This is a genomic window from Paenibacillus shunpengii (assembly GCF_042684905.1).
Taxonomy (GTDB): Bacteria; Bacillota; Bacilli; order Paenibacillales; family Paenibacillaceae; genus Paenibacillus; species Paenibacillus shunpengii.
Map to the genome: position 1 here is coordinate 2,759,375 of NZ_JBHUMJ010000002.1, position 18,020 is coordinate 2,777,394.

17 protein-coding genes are annotated in these 18,020 nt (G+C 45.4%); all 17 read right to left on the minus strand.

What is annotated here, in order from left to right; genetic code table 11:
* Window positions 1–13: 13 nt before the first annotated feature.
* Window positions 14–1,093, minus strand: coding sequence for a class II fructose-bisphosphatase (gene glpX, locus ACFSVM_RS12865; protein ID WP_076312672.1), 1,080 nt, complete (start codon window positions 1,091–1,093; stop codon window positions 14–16).
* A gap of 134 nt (window positions 1,094–1,227) precedes the next feature.
* Entirely contained in the window at window positions 1,228–1,557 is a 330-nt protein-coding gene (locus tag ACFSVM_RS12870; RefSeq protein ID WP_081872244.1) for a YnfA family protein, read from the minus strand.
* Window positions 1,558–1,777: 220 nt separating this feature from the next.
* A complete protein-coding gene (locus ACFSVM_RS12875) occupies window positions 1,778–2,806 on the minus strand; it encodes an ABC transporter substrate-binding protein (RefSeq protein WP_379262541.1) in 1,029 nt (342 codons plus the stop codon).
* Between the two features lie 73 nt (window positions 2,807–2,879).
* Entirely contained in the window at window positions 2,880–3,383 is a 504-nt protein-coding gene (locus tag ACFSVM_RS12880) for a nucleoside deaminase (RefSeq protein WP_379262543.1), read from the minus strand.
* Window positions 3,384–3,902: 519 nt separating this feature from the next.
* Window positions 3,903–5,150 (minus strand): MFS transporter, encoded by a 1,248-nt coding sequence (locus ACFSVM_RS12885; RefSeq protein ID WP_379262545.1) that lies wholly within the window; start codon window positions 5,148–5,150, stop codon window positions 3,903–3,905.
* A gap of 62 nt (window positions 5,151–5,212) precedes the next feature.
* Window positions 5,213–5,824: a TetR/AcrR family transcriptional regulator gene (locus ACFSVM_RS12890; protein WP_379262998.1), complete on the minus strand. Its 612-nt coding sequence runs from the start codon at window positions 5,822–5,824 to the stop codon at window positions 5,213–5,215.
* 187 nt (window positions 5,825–6,011) lie between these two features.
* Window positions 6,012–6,326, minus strand: coding sequence for an HNH endonuclease (locus ACFSVM_RS12895; protein WP_379262547.1), 315 nt, complete (start codon window positions 6,324–6,326; stop codon window positions 6,012–6,014).
* Window positions 6,327–6,523: 197 nt separating this feature from the next.
* On the minus strand, window positions 6,524–7,744 hold the full coding sequence (locus ACFSVM_RS12900) for an MFS transporter (protein ID WP_379262549.1): 1,221 nt from the start codon (window positions 7,742–7,744) through the stop codon (window positions 6,524–6,526).
* Window positions 7,745–7,769: 25 nt separating this feature from the next.
* Window positions 7,770–8,750, minus strand: a complete 981-nt coding sequence (locus ACFSVM_RS12905) for an ROK family protein (protein ID WP_379262551.1) — start codon at window positions 8,748–8,750, stop codon at window positions 7,770–7,772.
* A gap of 178 nt (window positions 8,751–8,928) precedes the next feature.
* Entirely contained in the window at window positions 8,929–9,330 is a 402-nt protein-coding gene (locus ACFSVM_RS12910) for a PucR family transcriptional regulator (protein WP_076312679.1), read from the minus strand.
* Window positions 9,331–9,346: 16 nt separating this feature from the next.
* Entirely contained in the window at window positions 9,347–10,414 is a 1,068-nt protein-coding gene (locus ACFSVM_RS12915) for a DUF6282 family protein (RefSeq protein ID WP_379262553.1), read from the minus strand.
* 37 nt (window positions 10,415–10,451) lie between these two features.
* The gene (locus ACFSVM_RS12920; protein WP_379262555.1) at window positions 10,452–11,315 is read right to left on the minus strand and encodes a carbohydrate ABC transporter permease; all 864 of its coding nucleotides are present in this window, start codon (window positions 11,313–11,315) and stop codon (window positions 10,452–10,454) included.
* Complete coding sequence (locus tag ACFSVM_RS12925; RefSeq protein ID WP_379262557.1) at window positions 11,315–12,214, minus strand: carbohydrate ABC transporter permease; 900 nt, start codon at window positions 12,212–12,214, stop codon at window positions 11,315–11,317. The genes ACFSVM_RS12920 and ACFSVM_RS12925 overlap by 1 nt, the downstream gene beginning before the upstream one ends.
* Before the next feature lie 56 nt (window positions 12,215–12,270).
* On the minus strand, window positions 12,271–13,608 hold the full coding sequence (locus ACFSVM_RS12930; protein ID WP_379262560.1) for an extracellular solute-binding protein: 1,338 nt from the start codon (window positions 13,606–13,608) through the stop codon (window positions 12,271–12,273).
* Window positions 13,609–13,683: 75 nt separating this feature from the next.
* A complete protein-coding gene (locus tag ACFSVM_RS12935; RefSeq protein ID WP_076312683.1) occupies window positions 13,684–14,343 on the minus strand; it encodes a GntR family transcriptional regulator in 660 nt (219 codons plus the stop codon).
* A gap of 300 nt (window positions 14,344–14,643) precedes the next feature.
* On the minus strand, window positions 14,644–16,749 hold the full coding sequence (fhuB, locus tag ACFSVM_RS12940) for a Fe(3+)-hydroxamate ABC transporter permease FhuB (protein WP_379262562.1): 2,106 nt from the start codon (window positions 16,747–16,749) through the stop codon (window positions 14,644–14,646).
* Window positions 16,746–17,777 (minus strand): ABC transporter substrate-binding protein, encoded by a 1,032-nt coding sequence (locus tag ACFSVM_RS12945; protein WP_076312685.1) that lies wholly within the window; start codon window positions 17,775–17,777, stop codon window positions 16,746–16,748. Before ACFSVM_RS12945 ends, fhuB begins: the two co-directional genes overlap by 4 nt.
* Between the last annotated feature and the right edge of the window lie 243 nt (window positions 17,778–18,020).

Below are 18,020 nucleotides of genomic sequence, written 5' to 3' on the forward strand. Positions count from 1 at the left end.
TACTCCGTTTACATCAGCCTTGATTCATTGCTTCTTTTACGGAGCCCGCAGCATTTTCCGTTTTACTCGCTTTGGGCTGCTTCTTCAGCGTGCTGCCAGGCGCAGATTCTGAGGACTGGGCTTGTCTGACTTTATGCAGTACCTCTTTGCCCGGAAGAAAATGCTGTGTTCTTATGTAGCGGATGGTTCGGGTCTTGGCTCTCATGACAATCGACTGCGTCTCGGCTCTGTCATCTGCCAGGTATCTGACTCCCCCAAGAATTTCACCTGGAGTGACTCCCGTGGCTGCAAAAATAACATCGTCCTTGCCGATCATATCCTCCATTGTCAGAACTCGATAAGGCTCCGTAATTCCCATCTTCAAGCAGCGCTGATATTCATCAGCATTCGCAGGCATTAATCTGCCCTGGATCTCTCCTCCGAGGCAAGACAGCGCTGCAGCAGCAAGCACTCCTTCCGGCGCCCCTCCTGAACCGACATAAATATCAATCCCCGCTTCCGGGAATGCCGGCGCCATCGCTCCAGCCACATCTCCATCACTCAGAAACTTGATTCGAACGCCTACTTTGCGCAGCGTCTTAATGATGCTCTCATGGCGATCGCGGTCTAGAATCATAACGGTCAGATCAGAGATGTTCTTGTTTAACTCAGTGGCCGCCTTGCGCAGGGTAACATCGATCGGATCCTCAATGCTGACTTTACCAACCAGCGCTGGTCCGACCGCGAGCTTCTCCATGTACATATCTGGAGCATGAAGCAGATTCCCTTTGCCTGCAACAGCGATAACGGATAACGCATTATTAAGTCCCTTGGCTACAATCTCGGTTCCTTCCAGCGGGTCCACAGCAACATCCACTTCCGGCCCCTCACTATTGCCTACTTCTTCACCGATATACAGCATTGGAGCCTCATCCATTTCCCCTTCACCAATGACTACCGTTCCCTTAATGGATACAGAGTCAAACATGGCGCGCATCGCCAGAGTGGCGGCCTCATCCGCACTATTCTTATCCCCCCTGCCCATCCAAGGAGCTGATGCCAATGCAGCTAGTTCTGTTACTCTGACTATCTCAAGCGCCAATTCACGTTCCACTATGATTCCACATCCTTTCTCCCATTTGAGTCTTATCATAATAGAATAGGAAACATAAATCTACCAAATCATCCCTTATTTTATAATGAAATGGATGAATTTTGAATGAATATTCCCTTCATACAAGTGAAGAGTTAACCGTTTCTTGGTCCCCATAGAATAATTGCAACCCCCGCAAGACAAATGAAGGAGCCAAGCCAATCGTAGAAGTCCGGTGTTTTCTTATCGACTCCCCAGCCCCACAATATTGCCATAATGACGAAGACGCCTCCATATGCTGCATACACTCTGCCAAATGTGGGAAATTGCTGCAGCGTAGGAATGATGCCATAGAGTACAAGAATTAAGCTTCCTGCAATTCCATAGAAATAATGTCTTCCTTCTCTGAGCCACAGCCACACTAGATATCCTCCGCCAATTTCGGCAAGTCCGGCAAGTATAAACAAAATGATAGATACACCCATTGAGATTCTCTACTCCTCTATAATGAAATGATCGGATTAAGTATTCATCCCGACGCTGTCATGCACCTCAATTTTATGTCATGAATTCCATTTGAATCGAATTCGCAGCTCAATAAAAAAAGGCAAAGAGCCTCATTCAATAATGAATGTACTCTGTGCCTTTTGTCTATTGAATTATAGCCTTAATGAAATCTTATCATGCTAATAATCCAGTATCCACTTATTTGGCAGGTAAATATTCTGTCGTGAACACTTCACTTACATCTAAATCTTTGGTCAGCAAGCCGATCTCCAGCAGCTGATCCTTAAGCTCATTCCATCGAGCCTCGGTCATATAGCCCATGCCGTTCGCTTCCGCGTCGTAGCCAAATACAAATTCTCTTTGTTGTTCTTCTCCAAAGGCAATCTCATCTTCTGCCAGGTTGGTATTAATTTCAAGAATCTTTTTATTTATCTGTTCATAATTCTCTTTATAATTGTACCAGCCTTCTACCGTACCGTTAATGAACGCTTTGACTGTCTCCGGGTTCTCCTCTAAATATTTCTCAGTGGTGTATACTACGGCAGCATATGGTTCATATCCGGAATCAGCAATGAGCTTCGTTCCTACCTGAATGCCTTGCTTCTCCACAACATACGGTTCACCATTAACGAAAGACTGGCTAGCAGACTGAGGGTCCTCAATAAAGTTACCATGCTGACCTGTATAAGCGACTTCCTTAACCGTATCCAGACTGTACTTATGCTTCAAGAATTCCCAGTAAGGCTGCCCTTGCTGAATAAATACAGTTCTGCCGTTCAGATCGTCAAAATCTTCAATACCGGACTCTTCATGAAACATGAGAGCCTGCGGGCTGATCTGAAAAGTCGTCGCCAAGGCGACGATTGGAATGCCTTCTTCACGAGCAAGCAGAATCTGATCCGCATGGGCTACTCCGAATTCCGCTTTACCGGAAGCAACGATCTGAATGGACGAGACCTGAGGACCTCCCGGCTCAATCGTTACGTCGAGATTCTTCCCTTCATAAATCCCGTTCTCTTCGGCTGCATAGAACCCGCCATGTTCCGACTTAGCGAACCAATTAAGCACGACCTTAACTGGAGTTACTTCGCTTGATTCGCCCGAGGCACTCGTGGTATCCGATCCCGTGTCTCCGCCGCCGCATGCGGTTATAGCTAACATCACAGCCAGAAACACTCCGCTTATCTTTGTTCTATTATTACTCCACTTTACCGGTTTCTTCCACATTACCCTTCACACTCCGCTCATCTTTTTTAGATATACTGATATTTTTCGAGTGATTTTCTGCTATATTTGACAGCTATTCGTCGGGGCTCCAGTAACCTTCATGAACAGCGACGATCTCATTTGCCAGCTCCGGGAACGGCCCGATCACTTCAATTTCTTTTTGTCCTCTGGCAAAGATCTCACGGCAAGGCATGTCAAAAGTCGGATTCTGGGGATCATTGCCTGTCAGCACCAGCAGTTCCTTCTCGGAGATGCCGTATACGACCCGCCCGATATTTCCCCAATACATCGCTCCTGCGCACATGGCGCAAGGCTCTGCTGTCGTATACAAGGTACATTCCCATAAAAATGCAGGGTCATATGTATGGGATGCTTTTTCCATCAACGCAGTTTCAGCGTGACCCGTACAGCGATGCTCCGTAATCTCGACATTTCCCTGCTCCAGCAGGATATTACCTTCTTTATCTACGAGCAGCGCGCCAAACGGTGTATTCCCACTCTCTCTGGCCAAACGTGATACTTCTACACAGCGCTTCAAAAATACAACATGATTCAGTTCCACTGTCTGACTCCCCATTTTCTTCTCCCCTTCACCTCTCTGAATATGATTTGATATTAGATGAATGACCAATTAACGTCAATTAATCTTACATATATTTATCATTTTAAATAATAAGTGTCGTTATTTTTGTGAAAAAGCACATATGCGTTCGAGATTAACTAAATTAGATCAAGAGAAAACTCGCCTAACTCTATGCCGATCATCATTTTAAGTAACACGAAATGTAATATATATGATAGGTCATAGGAAGAGTTATATAACCTATATTCAGATTGTTCATCTTAGCTAAAACCTCTCCGCAAACAAAACAAAGCTGCCGTTTCATCGGCAGCTCGCTATAAGTTTCATCTGATCCATTTTACATTGTAATTCTATTATAGCAGCACTCTCTTTATTTGCTCAGCAATAACCTCATAATGCTAGTTATTAAAGAAATGGTCTCCTTCCGTTGGTTACGCCAGCGAAAGTACATCATAGATGATCCTCCGGCATAAGGAAAACAGAACAGGTGAATTCTTTTCATAGCTGCCCCCTCTATTCCAAAGCCCGGCTAAGCTCTTGATCTGCTGGGATGGGTGCTTCTACGTTATCTTTGCTGCTGTCAAATTTAATCTTGATTCCTGGAATTAATCCAACAGTAAGCACAAGAACAGATAGGATGTAAGCCGTCAGTAACGAAGTATTGCTCATAACGACTCCTGCTAAGGAGGACCCGATCAACATAGCACCCATGAACATAGGGGTTATAGTTCCATTTACGCGTCCAATCATTTGTTCGTCTATTTTGGTAACGAGAAATGTCGAGATAATTACATTTACAAAAGCAAGACATAAAGAGCTTAAAAAGCTGATGACCAGGGTGAGCCATAGCCAACCTGATAATACCTCTCCAATGGTGGTGACCGCCAGAAGAACAACGCCTAGAACAAGCGTACGATTTTGATCCAGCTTGCTGCTTAATGCGGCCGCAATGCCTCCGCCGATGAGCAGCCCTAAGCCAGATGCACCCGTTAGATACTGAACCGAAGTTTGTTCTAGACCGAGTCGCTCCGTAATCAGAAAGATTTCTAAAGGGCTGATTAGACCCGAAGATAATCCCAAAATTATAAATAAGAGAGTCAGGAACTTTAGAGAGCTGGACCCCAGAACGTATTTCCAGCCTTCCTTCATCTCACTAATGAGTGAGGAGCGCTCAGCGGCACTCGGTTCGTCTTTGGGCAGAAGCGTTAATATGAGAGCCGAAGAAATAAACAGAACAAGGAGAGAATACATGGAAGCTTGAATTCCGAGTGTAGTATATATGAACGTTCCTACGATGGGGCCGAGGATAAGGAATAACGATTGTGAGCTCTGTGTGATCGCAATAGCCGACTGAACATGTTCCTCTTCCACATTTCGTTTAACAATCTTAACAGAGGACGGCTGAGAAAATTGACTGACGATGGATGATACAAAAGTGGCAGCATACAGTGCCTGCCAATATCCTGAAGCCATTACTGCCAGTATAAGCACAATCGAAAGTGAACTGAGAATATCACCAAGAATCATGGTCCGTTTGGGATTCCAGCGATCAGCAAGTGCTCCTCCAATAAAGGAAAATACAAAGATCGGAACGTATTCCAGTACAGTTATAAGCGATACAGCAATCGGATCCCCTTGGGTTTGATCCATAATAAAGTAAAGAATAGCCATATTTCTAATCCAGATCGCTAAATTTTGAAGAAGATCAGAAAAGGTAATTACAAGGAAAGCCCGGTTCTTAAACAGATTATTCATAGCCATCTCCTTTTTTAAACCGACTATTCGGTCTACTAATTTATAAAAGAAAAACTGATAAGTAGATATCAGTCCTTCATTATTTTACTTGTGCTTTGAATTCCTGTCAGCAGGTTTGCGATTCCTAGTTTATACAATCTGCGAATTTCTGATAAGTCTTTTTCATAATAAAGCGTACCTAACCCGTTAAATAATCCATTAATAATGTACATTAAATCTTGTGGGTCACTAGGCTTTATTTCCTCGCGTTCAATTCCTTGAATGATGATACGCTCATAGGTTACATAAGGGATACGTATAAGTGACAGCATTTCATCTAGCACATCTTGACTGACGACTTGACCGGAAACAAATTCATTAATGGCATGATTCAGCGGGTTTGCCAAATCATCTACATAGTGGTCCGCTAGACCATACAACTTGTCAACGGTAGTTTCGTACTGTGATTCCTTCTCCTGCCAAGAATCCATCCACTCTTGATTATTCAGCTTGATCAAGAACATGAACAGCTCCTCTTTGCTTTTGAAGTGATAATATATACTGCCTTTGCTTCGATTGTTAACGGTACAGATCTCTTCCATCGAAGTTGCATTGTATCCCTTTTGAGCGAAGAGTTCTTTTGTATTTCGTGCGATATCCTTTTTAATCTGAGCTACATCTTTTCTGCGTTTAACTTCGATCGATAACCCCTCCAAAAAACTGACTGGTCAGTCTATTAGTATTATAACCATAAAACAGTTGTTTTCCAATATGTACCTACTTACATATCACCATATTTACACGTAATTTGCAAGCTGCGTTAAACGTAAAGTTTTGCAAAGTTTGCTGAGAATGTCACCATCTTTCATAGAAAATATGACGACTATTCTATCGTCCTCGGCTGCGGACATGGTTTGATTTAATCGATTTTGGAATCGTGGTCGGTGCCTGCTTGCATATCCATTTTAGATAAGAACGGATCTTCGGGTCAGCCTGCAGCGCTTCAATGGAAGTCAAACCCAGAACAACAAGCTCCCTGTTCGTAAATAGATGGTGAATTTGCTTATGACATGGAATACAGAGATCCGCCGTCCCCTTGTAGCTTCCACCTAATTCACGTGGGGTCAGATGATGCTCGGTCGTTACGGGTACAATCCTGCCGCATAATTCGCACGGCTTAGCCTGCCTTACTGAATCCTTCACTAGCGATAACCGCCTCCTCTTACTGTTGTAATAAGCAAGTCTATTTAGCTTGAGAAAATTACTTGGTTGATATTCATCTTCAATCCAGAATGGATTTATCTACTTCTCACTGCGCACACTCCCCCTAAAAAAGGATGAAAATGCTAAACTCCTAAAAAAGGAGCTTAGCATTGATCCCTTCCGTATCCATATAAACTCTAATTTTGTCGGCGATTATTGCGCAATAATTGATTCACTCGTTCCGAACTGACTAACATGAGAAGTGTTAACAGTAATACCACAGCCGGGAACAGGCTGATGCCGAAGTTTGTAGCGATAAGTCCAAATAACGGCGGAAGGAATGTGGTCCCTGTATAAGCAACGGCCATCTGGTAGCCGATTAATTTCGCAGCATGCTCCTTGCCGAATCTTGCAGGTGTCTCATGAATAAATCCAGGGTAGATCGGAGCAAATCCGAGACCAATGAGAACGAAGCCCGCAAGAAGGAAGATCTCCGGCAGCGGCAGCAATAAGAACAGACCGCCAAGGACCGCTATGAGCTGACCTGCAAGTATTAACACCCGATTGCTTAATTTCAATGTAATAAATCCGGTAATGAAACGGCCGATGGTAATTCCGCCGTAATAGAGCGAAATCCATACTGCGGCAGTATCAGCCGATACATTTCTCTCCCCTACCAGATAACTCGCTCCCCATAAACCGACAGTCATCTCCACCCCACAGTAGAATAAAAAGGCAACCAGTGTGTACTTGACACCTGTCATCCGAAGGGGGTGCTGAGGTTTGGAATTTAGCATCTCCCTGGGCGCCGAGTGAGTGATGTCTTCGACATTCGCTTGTTCCTTCAGCTGATCTGATTGATGCAGCTGAGCCACCTTTTTCCACAAAGGAAGTGTGATGAAGAGCAAGAGTACAAGACTGAACTGAATCATGGAGACGACGAAATATCCATCTCTCCAGGAATTCTGCTCGGCGATATAATAAGACATAATAATAGGTCCACCGGTTGCTCCTATTCCCCAGAAGCAATGCAGCCAGCTCATATGATGCGCTTTATAGTTAGATGCTACATAGTGATTCAGTGCAGAGTCGACTGCACCTGCTCCTAGACCAAGGGGAACTGCCAGTATAATCAGCCATGCAAGTGAAGGTGCAAATGAGAAGCCAATCAGCGCTCCTGCGGTCAGTATACAGCTGAACAAAGTAATCTTCCCTGTTCCAAAAGCTTGTATTAGCCTCCCGCTTGCGAGACTTGATACAATGGTACCTGCTGCAACAATCATAGACAGCAGCCCTGCCGACTCAAAGGAGGCTCCAATATCAGGCTGCATGACCGGCCACGCTGCACCCAGCATGGAATCCGGAAGCCCAAGACTAATAAATGCTAAATAGATAATAATCAAAAACCAAGTTGCCATTTCTCCATCCCTCTCCTAGCTCTCATTAACTAAGTTCTGTATACTTGGGCTCTAACTCGTTCAAAGCCAGCCATTTTAATCCATCCGCATAATCACGAGCCACAGACGGCTCCAAAACAAGCTCAGGGCAAGTCGGAATTGCATGACTTATTAGATAGCTATTCCATTCGTTCAGGAACGCTTCTTCATCAATCTGCTCCTTATATATAACGATGGTATCGGGCGCCAAGACGGCGTTCACACTTTGCATGATGCGGCAAGCAGCTTCATTAAAGGCTCCCGTATCCAGAGGTTTGCTCCAATCTACATCGATAGGAAGATATTTAATCTCACCGGCCATTCCGTACTTCCCCTTAATGACTCTTCCACTTAGATACGTACCCATACCCGGCGGATATTTCTCCGGGAAGTATATACCGACGATACACTGATCATCAGATACTTGCTTCCGGTAAGCATACCCGCTTATAGCTGCATTGACATCGTTCTCGACGATAACAGGCAATCCATAAGCTGATTCCAGCTGCTCCGTCAATCGTACCCCATACAGCAGCTTATGACTTGTAACTGTAATCACTCCGTCAACAGATTGGCCCGGGATCCCGATTCCGATGACTTTGATTGACTCAAATTGCTCCAGCAACCGATCTATACATTGGAATACGATATGAGGGTTAAACTCCTGATAAACATGTCTCTCCTGCTTCAATATGTCTTCATTGAGATTCACTACACTAGCCTTGATCACATCTTCACCCTGCTCCTCCACCATATGAAGCACAAGCGCCAGACTGTAGTTATAATTGAATCGATAAGTAAGGGCAGGCCTGCCTCCGCTAGACACCTGAATCTTATCTTCAAACAGTTCTCCGCTGTCTACCAGATGCTTCACTAGTGAATTGATTGTGACAACACTCAGCCCTGTCTTATTTGCAAGCTGCGGCTTCGTTCCAGCTCCAATCTGTTTCATCACTCGCCGAATCATGTTCAAGTTCATCTGTTTCATTAGACTTGCACTCGCTTTTTCTATAGCGATCACCTGCTATCCACATATTAATAGACTTTATAAACATACTTTATAAAGTCTATTAATATATATACTGCATTGAAGGCTATGTCAATACCTTCTGAAATAAGGAACAAAAAACGAGGCTCAAGCAAATTGAGCCTCGGCTAATCTTTTTTTATACCTTTCGAGTTAACTTGTAAGGAGTTGTGTTCATATCCACTTCAGGCAGACTAGCTTCCTTCCCCCTGATATCTAAGATGCTGCGGAACATAAACACCAGATGCAGCAGCAGCAGACTGTCCGTGGACTTTAGCTGCATATTCAGCAGCCGTTCCAGCTTCATTAGCCGATAAGCGGCAGTATTGCGGTGAATGAATAATTTTGAAGAAAGCTCATTCATTTGACCGTGACATGAAACATAAGTCTCGAGTGTTAACAGCAGATCAGGATCAGCTATGACGGTCTCCTGTAATTTTCCCAAATATCGGTCGACATAGAGCCGCATACGCTCTGGAGGAATATCCTCCAGTATTGCAATCAGATCCGATTGCACAGCAGAGAAGCGATTGTCTGTCACAGCAGCATACCTCCTTCTAATCATCCATACCTATCAGCTTCGCGGGGTTAGTTGCGACCATCCGGTAAATATCATCAGGGGAGAATTGGTAATCGAGCATTGTCGCAATCATCGTGCGCATGCCTTGAACCGGAGTCGGAGCCGCACGAATACCATAGTCTGTTCCGAGCACAAACTGATCAATGCCTACTTCTCTGATTGTTTTCATCCATGCAGTGGCATTTGAGAAACGTCCCAATTCGGCTCCCATATCCATGTACTCTTTTTCGACGTAATAATGGGTTCTAGGTACATCCGGATACAGCCAGTCTACAAGACACGCTTCCAGAAACGCACCTCTTGCAGCAGCTGCCTTCTGCTGCTCGATCGTCATCTGTCCACGCACCGGATGGGCAATCAATACTTTGCTGATTCCGTACTCTTCCGCCAGATCCAGTAGTCTAAGCGCTTCCGGCACCGATACATGCCCTGTATTTAAATAGACCTCAGGACGCTCTGAAATCATTGATAATATTTCATGCAGTTCTTCTGAAATGGGTCCTTCCAGAGGTATGGATGTCGCAACAGGCAGCTCCTCTTCGGCAAACTTAGGGAAGGCATCTTTGAAAGGAACCAGCTTGCCATCAATCAGTGTGGACTCCCGCTCAGCAGAGAACCGGGTGCAGTGTGATCCGAAGCTGATGAAACGGCAGCCTTCCTCCAGATGCAGCGCTGTCCTTACAGAACGGGGATTAATACCACCGTGACAGGAATTCATAAGATAGCCGCCATAGGTATGTATTCCCGGCACATGTCTGTTAACAATCCATGCCATGCCTGATGCCCAGCCAAATACATCATAATAAACGATGCTTTTCATACCAGCAGCTGCGGCCTCCTGGGCAACCTGGATAGGGTCCATATGTCCTGGATTGGAGTTCAGAACGGGTCCCGCATGAACATGGCTGTCAATCGCACCGATTAGCAGCTCATCTGGTAGCTCCATTGATCTTCTGTAAAAGGACTCATTCCACTTGGAACGATCCAGTAATCGCGGTTGTACTGACTCTATCTTTCCTGTTACGTATGGATACTGGTTAATCATGACATGTTCCCTCCATATCAATCTTATTTTTTGCATGCTACCCTTTCACTGCTCCGCTCATCACACCCGCAATGATACGAGAGCTGAATGCGAAATATACGACGGCTACCGGAAGCATGGACATTACCATTCCTGCCATAAGCTGAGGATAATTGGTGCTGTATTGGGATTTAAAATACGACATTCCCAAGGGTACCGTTCGGAGCGATTCATCATTCAGTAACACAAGTGCAAATGAGAACTCATTCCAACAAGCAAAAAATTGTAATATAGCAACGGTGGTAAGCACAGGTACTGCTATGGGGACAACAATTTTAAACATCGTACCGCTGAAGCTTAGACCGTCAATAGCCGCAGCCTCCTCTATTTCCCTCGGAATCCCTGTCACATAACTGTAGATCAGCATAATCGGCATGGAGAGATTGAAGGCCACATACGGGATAATCAGTGTGTACCATTGATCAGCCAGTCCCCAATTTTTGAAGAGCAAATAGATGGGAACCAACAGAGCATGAATTGGCACTAGCATACCAAACAAATAATAGAAGATCATAACTTTTTTTCCTTTGAAATCAAGACGTGCTGCAATATAACCTGTTACGAATGAAATAATGATGATACCTAGAACGGATAAGGAGGTAACCCTTGCACTGTTCCATGACAGCTGCAGCATATTGGTCAGCTCAAGTGCTTCTACGTAGTTTGCAAAATGGAGATTCTTCGGCAGGCTCAAAATACTGTTCGCGAATTCTGGTTGTGTCTTGAGGGACGAATAGACAATCCAGACAAGAGGGTAAATACAACTAAAGGTAAAGATAAACATAACGGCATTAACTGCCAAGCTGGCGAACCTTGGGACGAATCTCTGAATACTCTGCTGTTTCCTAAGCTCTAGCTCCATTACAAGGCTCCCCCACTCTTGTTCTGACGTTTCTGCATGAATAGTGTACATAAGAGGATCATCAGCATGGTCAGAGTAATGATGGCGATTGCCAGCGCTGATCCATAGCCGTAACGGAAACGAAGAAAGGAAGTTTCATACGCATAGAGAGCCATGACGGATGAAGCGTTGCCCGGTCCACCGCCGGTTAGCGCAAATACATGTTCAAAACCACGCATATTGTTGGCAATACATAGGAGGGATGCGACGAGAAGTGTTGGTTTGGCTAGTGGAATCATGATATACCAAGCTTTGCGAACGCCCGTAGCTCCATCGAGTTCTGCTACTTCAAGTACTTCTTTGTTAATGGACGACAGGCCGGCAAGCATGAGTAGAGTAAAAAAACCGATATTCTGCCAGGACAACGGTATGGATACTAACAGCACAATAGGCCCCGTCAAATCCAGCCAAGATTGTGCCCATTCTCCAAGTCCTGCTCCACGAAGACCACCATTTAACAGACCGTAGTTGTAGTTGTAGATCATCATCCATAAAAAGGCGATAATAACGGGTGCAAGCGTAGAAGGAAAATAACTCATTGTACGGTGCAGCCCTTTCATCTTAACCAGCTTTGACATGAGCAGGAGAGCAAATACAAAGCCCAGCCCCACTTGCCCAATCAATCCATACACCGTCATCCATACATTGTTCACAAACGCATTCCAAAACACCTCATCCTGCAGCAGCTCCTTGTAATTGTCCATTCCAATAAACGTCTTCTTCGGCCCGCCTGTCCATGAATAGAAGCTGTCGCGAAAGGCTGCAAGGATGGGTAACAGGACGACGAAAGAATAAACTAACAATCCGGGAAGCAGGTATAGCAGAAGTAACCACCCCTTGGGGCGAAGCGCCTTTCCCATAAGTTAAGATCACCACCTACTCATTTTTGATCCTCATTTACTTAGGTATAGGACTTTTAAGGCTTATTTAGATAGGTCTCGTATGCACGCTGAGTGCGTTCTGCAAAATCCATAGGTGTAATGGATCCTGCCATAACTCCTTGGATCTCCGTGTTTATGACTTCTACTATGGAGGCATCAAACCACAGGTCGAAGATCTTAGTCGCTTCCGCTGCCGCACTAGCCTCATAGGCAGCGAGCGCTACGGGATGAAGCTTGGAAGTGTCAAACGTTCCGGGATCGTAAGCTGGAAAGCCGCCAACTTCTGCCATCAGCTTTGCGCTGGTCGCTCCTGTCATGTACTCAAGCAGCGTCATCATTGCATCCAGCTTCTCTCCAGCCTCTACTTTAGAGTTGATGCTGTAGTACACACCCGCTCCGCCAGATGAACTCAGTGAATGACCTAGTCCCCCTTCTACTCCTGGGAATACAGCTACTCTTGTAGTCTCCTTAATATGGCTTGGCGCATTATTGACAACGTTCATTGCCGACCATATTCCGCTGACAAAAGCTGCAGAACGTCCTTCGAAATAGTAATTGACCATCGTCTCAGTATCAATCGAATTGAGATCCTTGTTTAAGTAACCGGCACTAGCTAGATCACTCATCACAGTAACAGCCTCTACAAAGCCATTATCCGTAAACTTGGCGCCGCCTTTTGCTAGTATCGATTCCGTCCATTCAGGGCCAGTGAACCGGTCTGTCAGCGCACTGATCCAGCTGGATATCGCATATCCTTTGGATTTATCTCCATAGGAGAAGAGGTTTATTCCTTTATCAGCGAGTCTCTCACCTGCTTGCATCAATTCATCCCATGAGGATGGAAATTCGGTATATCCGGCTTCCGCAAATAATTCTGCATTATAGTAAATTAAATGTGTTGGACCTGCGGCGATCGGAATTCCATACACCTGACCATTTCTTGTCCCTGCATCCAGCGTTCCAGGCCGATATCCATCTCTCCACTCAGGTCGTTTCTCCAGCTCTGTATCCAGCGGAAGCACAATCTCATTATTTACGAAGTTGGTCATCCACGATCCAGGTACAATGAATACGTCCGGCATATCATCTGCTGCCGCAAGCGCCTGCGCCTTAATTGAATAATCCTCATTCTGCAGCTGCTCTTCTATCACTTCAATGTCAGGGTAATCTTTTCTGAATCTTTCAAGACCATCGAGCACGGCTGTATCCTCAGGACTCTTACCTATATTCGATTTCTGATACCTGTGCATTAATGTAATCGTAATTTGATCTTCGTCGCCGCTCATCGTTTCGCTATCTGTAGATCCACCACATGCAGTCAGTCCGCTCGATAATGCAAGGATCAAAGCCAGCATAACAGATGTCCTTTTCAACTCTCCCCACTCCTTTGTATTCATTTCAGGAAGATTTGGAATCCAAAATTGGATACAATCCGCTGCAAAAAAAATTTACTGAAAAATTTCTTTGAAATTCAGTATGGTTACTGACTTCTCCGTAAAATTTAGCGAACGCTCTATTTGCCATAAATGATCGGTCATAATCTGCACTGCTTCTTCTTCGTCTTTACGGATAATAGCCTTAATCAGCTCTTGATGATCTTGGCAGAAACTTTGATTGGTTCCGTATATTGCGATAATGACAGAAGTTAGTGATATTAATTCCTCTAAGAAGTGAAAATAGTAATAATTATCTGCCAGCTCAGCCAGCTTCAAATGAATATCTACGGTGACATCAAGCGCTCCTACAATGTCCCCTTCATGGCTGGCCTTATGTTCCTCCTGTACTAGAGCCTCCAGTGGACCGAGCTGTTCTGGCCTGACAATGGTACAGAGCTTTTTGACCATCGAGGACTCAATAACCCGCCTCATCTCAAATACTTCTCTCGCTTCTTGGGCACTGGGACAGGATACAAAAGCACCTCGGTACGGAATATCCGTAACCAGCTTCTCCATCGCCAATCGCCGAAGCACATTTCGAATTGGAGTGCGGCTGACCTGAAAAGCTTCAGCGAGCGAGTCCTCAACTAATTGTGTATTCGGAAGAAGCTTATGCTGAGTTATCGCCAATTTGATTGCCTTGTAGATTTCCATCTCCTTTCGCTTGCTCATATTTTCACTCCATCCTGTAGATTAGTTACTTTTCGAATAAGATTAAATTCTTAATTTGCTATTATGATAATTTTAGTGCTTCATCAGGTCAATATAATTAACACTATTTCGGAATTATGCACAAAAATTATGGATGAGTAGAGGTTTTTGTGTCTTCGCTTCGATCATGGAGCATCTTCACTTACACCGCATGTCAGTTTAAATTAAAAATCTGTGATTACTTGCAAAAAAAAGCTATCCCTGCGTTATTACGCTTTTAGGATAGCTTTAGTGTGATGCTTAAATTGACCATTCGGTGATTTATTTTCGCTTCAGCTTATTGGTTTGACTCATCAAATATAACAAATAGGGTGTTCCCAGCAGGGCAGTGACAATCCCCGAAGGCAATTCCTTGGGAATGATCACCACTCTCCCGATCAAGTCCGCACCAGCCAGGAGTATGCCGCCGATCAAAGCAGCGATCACCATTGACTTCCGATGGTTAGAACCAACCAGCATTCTTGCCGCATGAGGTGCAAGCAAACCGATGAATCCAACTGAACCGACATTAGCCGCTGCAATCGAAGCAAGGAGTACGGCAATGACCGCAACATAGATACGCGTATTCCGAACATGAAGCCCAAGACCATTGGATGTATCTTCACTGAAGGTCAGCAGGTCAACCCTTCGTCCCAGCCATGCTGCGAGCGGCAGCAGAATCAGGATTGCGGGAAGAATGCGCAAGACCTCTGTCCAGCTTCGATTGTAGGTGCTGCCTGCCATCCATGACAAGGCAGGTGCGACATCTAGCTCGGCATGGATAATCATTAAATTAATAATTGCGGATCCAAAGGCAGCCACAGCGATTCCAACGAGTGTAAGAACCGTTGGATGAAGCCCCCTTTTCCAAGATACCGCATAGACAATCGCAGCAGCGACGATTCCACCAATAACCGCACCGACAGGTATCCAATTCGCAGATAATGCCGGAAAGCTAACCATAATGAGCAATGCTCCAGCTCCTGCACCACTAGTAACTCCGACGACCTGAGGATCGCCCAGCGGATTACGAACGGCATTTTGCAGCAAGCATCCACTGACGGCAATCGCCATACCAGACAATCCAGCGGTCAGGAGCCTAGGCAGCCTGTTATCCAGCAGGATTGAGCGATACAATTCGTCACCGCCTCCGGTGAATAGTGCGGCTACTTCCGCAAATGGGATGTACAAGCTCCCATTCATCAGACTGACGATCCATACAAGTACCAACAATGCACTGAATATGCCAACAAGCAAAGGATATGGCAGACGACGCAGACTGGTCCCTGTCATCATGGAACTGCCAGAACTATCACTGCTGCCAATCATCGATCGGGATACACGCAAGGCAAGCCAAATGAGACAAGGAGCTCCAATCATAGCCGTTATCGCGCCAACTGGCAATTCACCGTATGCATCCACGAACGTGCGGGAAATGGTATCCGCACCCACTAGCAGTGCTGCCCCCCATAGGGCGGCAAGCGGAATTAACCCACCGTGCCGATTCACTCCGGACAAACGCACAAGATGGGGTGCAACGAGTCCGATAAATCCGATTGGACCGACCACACTTACCGTAACACAGGCTAACAGTACGGAAGCCCCCATAGCAAGGAAGCGTATCGTCCCTACTTTTTGTCCAATGGAACGAGCAGACTCCTCGTTTAGTGTCAGCACATCCCATTGCCGCACTCCCATGATCAGTACGATGAGCCCGCCTATAATCCAAGGCCATGTAAAGTTGACTCCGTCCCAGTCATTCTGAATCAGTGATCCTGAGCCCCATAAAAAAATACCTTGTGTCGTCTGCTGATTCAGCAGCAGCAGCGCACTCGTCACCGAGGATAGCACGAGTGTTACGATCATGCCTGACAAGGCAATCCGAAGCGGAGAACCCTTTGTTTTGCCCGCAAGCGCAAACACGGACAGGGCAGCTAGAGTCCCCCCGATGACAGCCAAGGGCAGGGCATACATATGCTGAAGTCCAGGCCAGAAGATCATTCCTGCAACGACAGCCAGATAAGCACCCGCGTTAACACCAAGGGTCGTCTCTGATGCCAGCGGATTTCGTGTAACAGTTTGCATCAGTACACCTGATACCGCAAGTGCTGCACCCGCCAAGAGACCGATCACTGTTCTGGGCAGCCGAACACTGCGGATCATATGATGTTCTGCCAGATCCTGAGGAGCTGCCAGAGCCTGCACGACGGTCTTGACGGATATATCAGCTAAACCTTGAGTCAAACTAAGAAATGTAAGGAATAAGAGTGATACAGCTCCTGCAATTAACATCCATAACGGCTTCCAGCCCCTCCGTGAATCGACGGAGGGGGCTGGATGAATGCTCGCAGGCCCAGAACCTTGAGCTCGATATTTCCCTAAATTCATTGTGTAAGCAAATCAGCCGTCTTCTGTGCCATGACCTGTGCGGATAATGGGCCGCCGTATGGCCACATATCACCACCAAGTGCATATACACGATTCTCTTTAACAAAATTCAGTCCGTTCCAGACCGGATTGTCCTTCAGCTGATTATCGATGACATTATCACTTTCTTGAATAATATGAAGGAAATTCGCATCCTCCAGAGCGGGCAGAGCTTCTACATCCGTCGTTGTGAAGCCGTAAACTTCAAATTGGCTTGGTTTATATGCATTCTTCAAGCCGATGTGCTCCAGAATCTTGACCGCAAGTGAATTATCCGTCGATATGCGGAATGTTACTGCATTCTGGTTGCTGAAGCCCATCGCAAGTGCAAATGGACGCTCTGTCATACCCGCTGCTTCCAATTTTGCTTTGGAGTCAGCATAGGTTTGATCCAGCTCACTGAGTATTTTTTCCGCTTCGTCTTTCTTGTCGAGCACGTCTGCAATCGTATTGAAAGTACTCAGCATCTCTTCATACTGATCTCCATCTCCCTCAGCAGGATAAGGGTCAAACACAAGCGTCGGAGCAATCTTGGTATAAGCCTCGTAATTGGAGCCAAGATTGGATTTGAGCCCGATGATGAGGTCAGGCTTCAGTGACGCAATGATTTCCAGATTAGGCTCCTGACGGGTACCCACATCCGTCACATCGGCACCAATTTCAACCGGAATATCAACCCATGTATTCATTCCTTCAATATCAGCAATCCCAACGGGCTGAACCCCAAGCGCCATCACATCTTCAGCATACAGCCACTCCAGTGCAACGATACGCTGAGGTACACCTGTAATTTCTGTTTCTCCGAGCACATGTTTAATGGTTCTTGTCTGAGGCTCGGTTGTATTACTATCTGCACTCTGTGCAGGTGGATTTGTTGATTCTCCGGACCCGGAAGTCTCATTTGAAGCGGTACCTGAACCACCTCCACAACCAGCAAGCACCAGAGCAAACATTAAAACGATGAACACCAAACTCTTTGCATTACGCACTGCATTTCCCCCTCAAACCTCTATGTATTTTATAATTAATACTAGATGATAATTATTATTGATAATGGTTATCATTATCATCACTGTTTACAATAATAGATACTCCACTAGATTATGTCAATATAAATTCTTGCTTGGTATAACAGTTCCATGAATCGTATCTTAATCACTTCTTAAGAACAACGAAAAAGCAGACCGATCATGAGGTTTACACCTGATGTTTGGCCTGCTTTTCCTATTTAT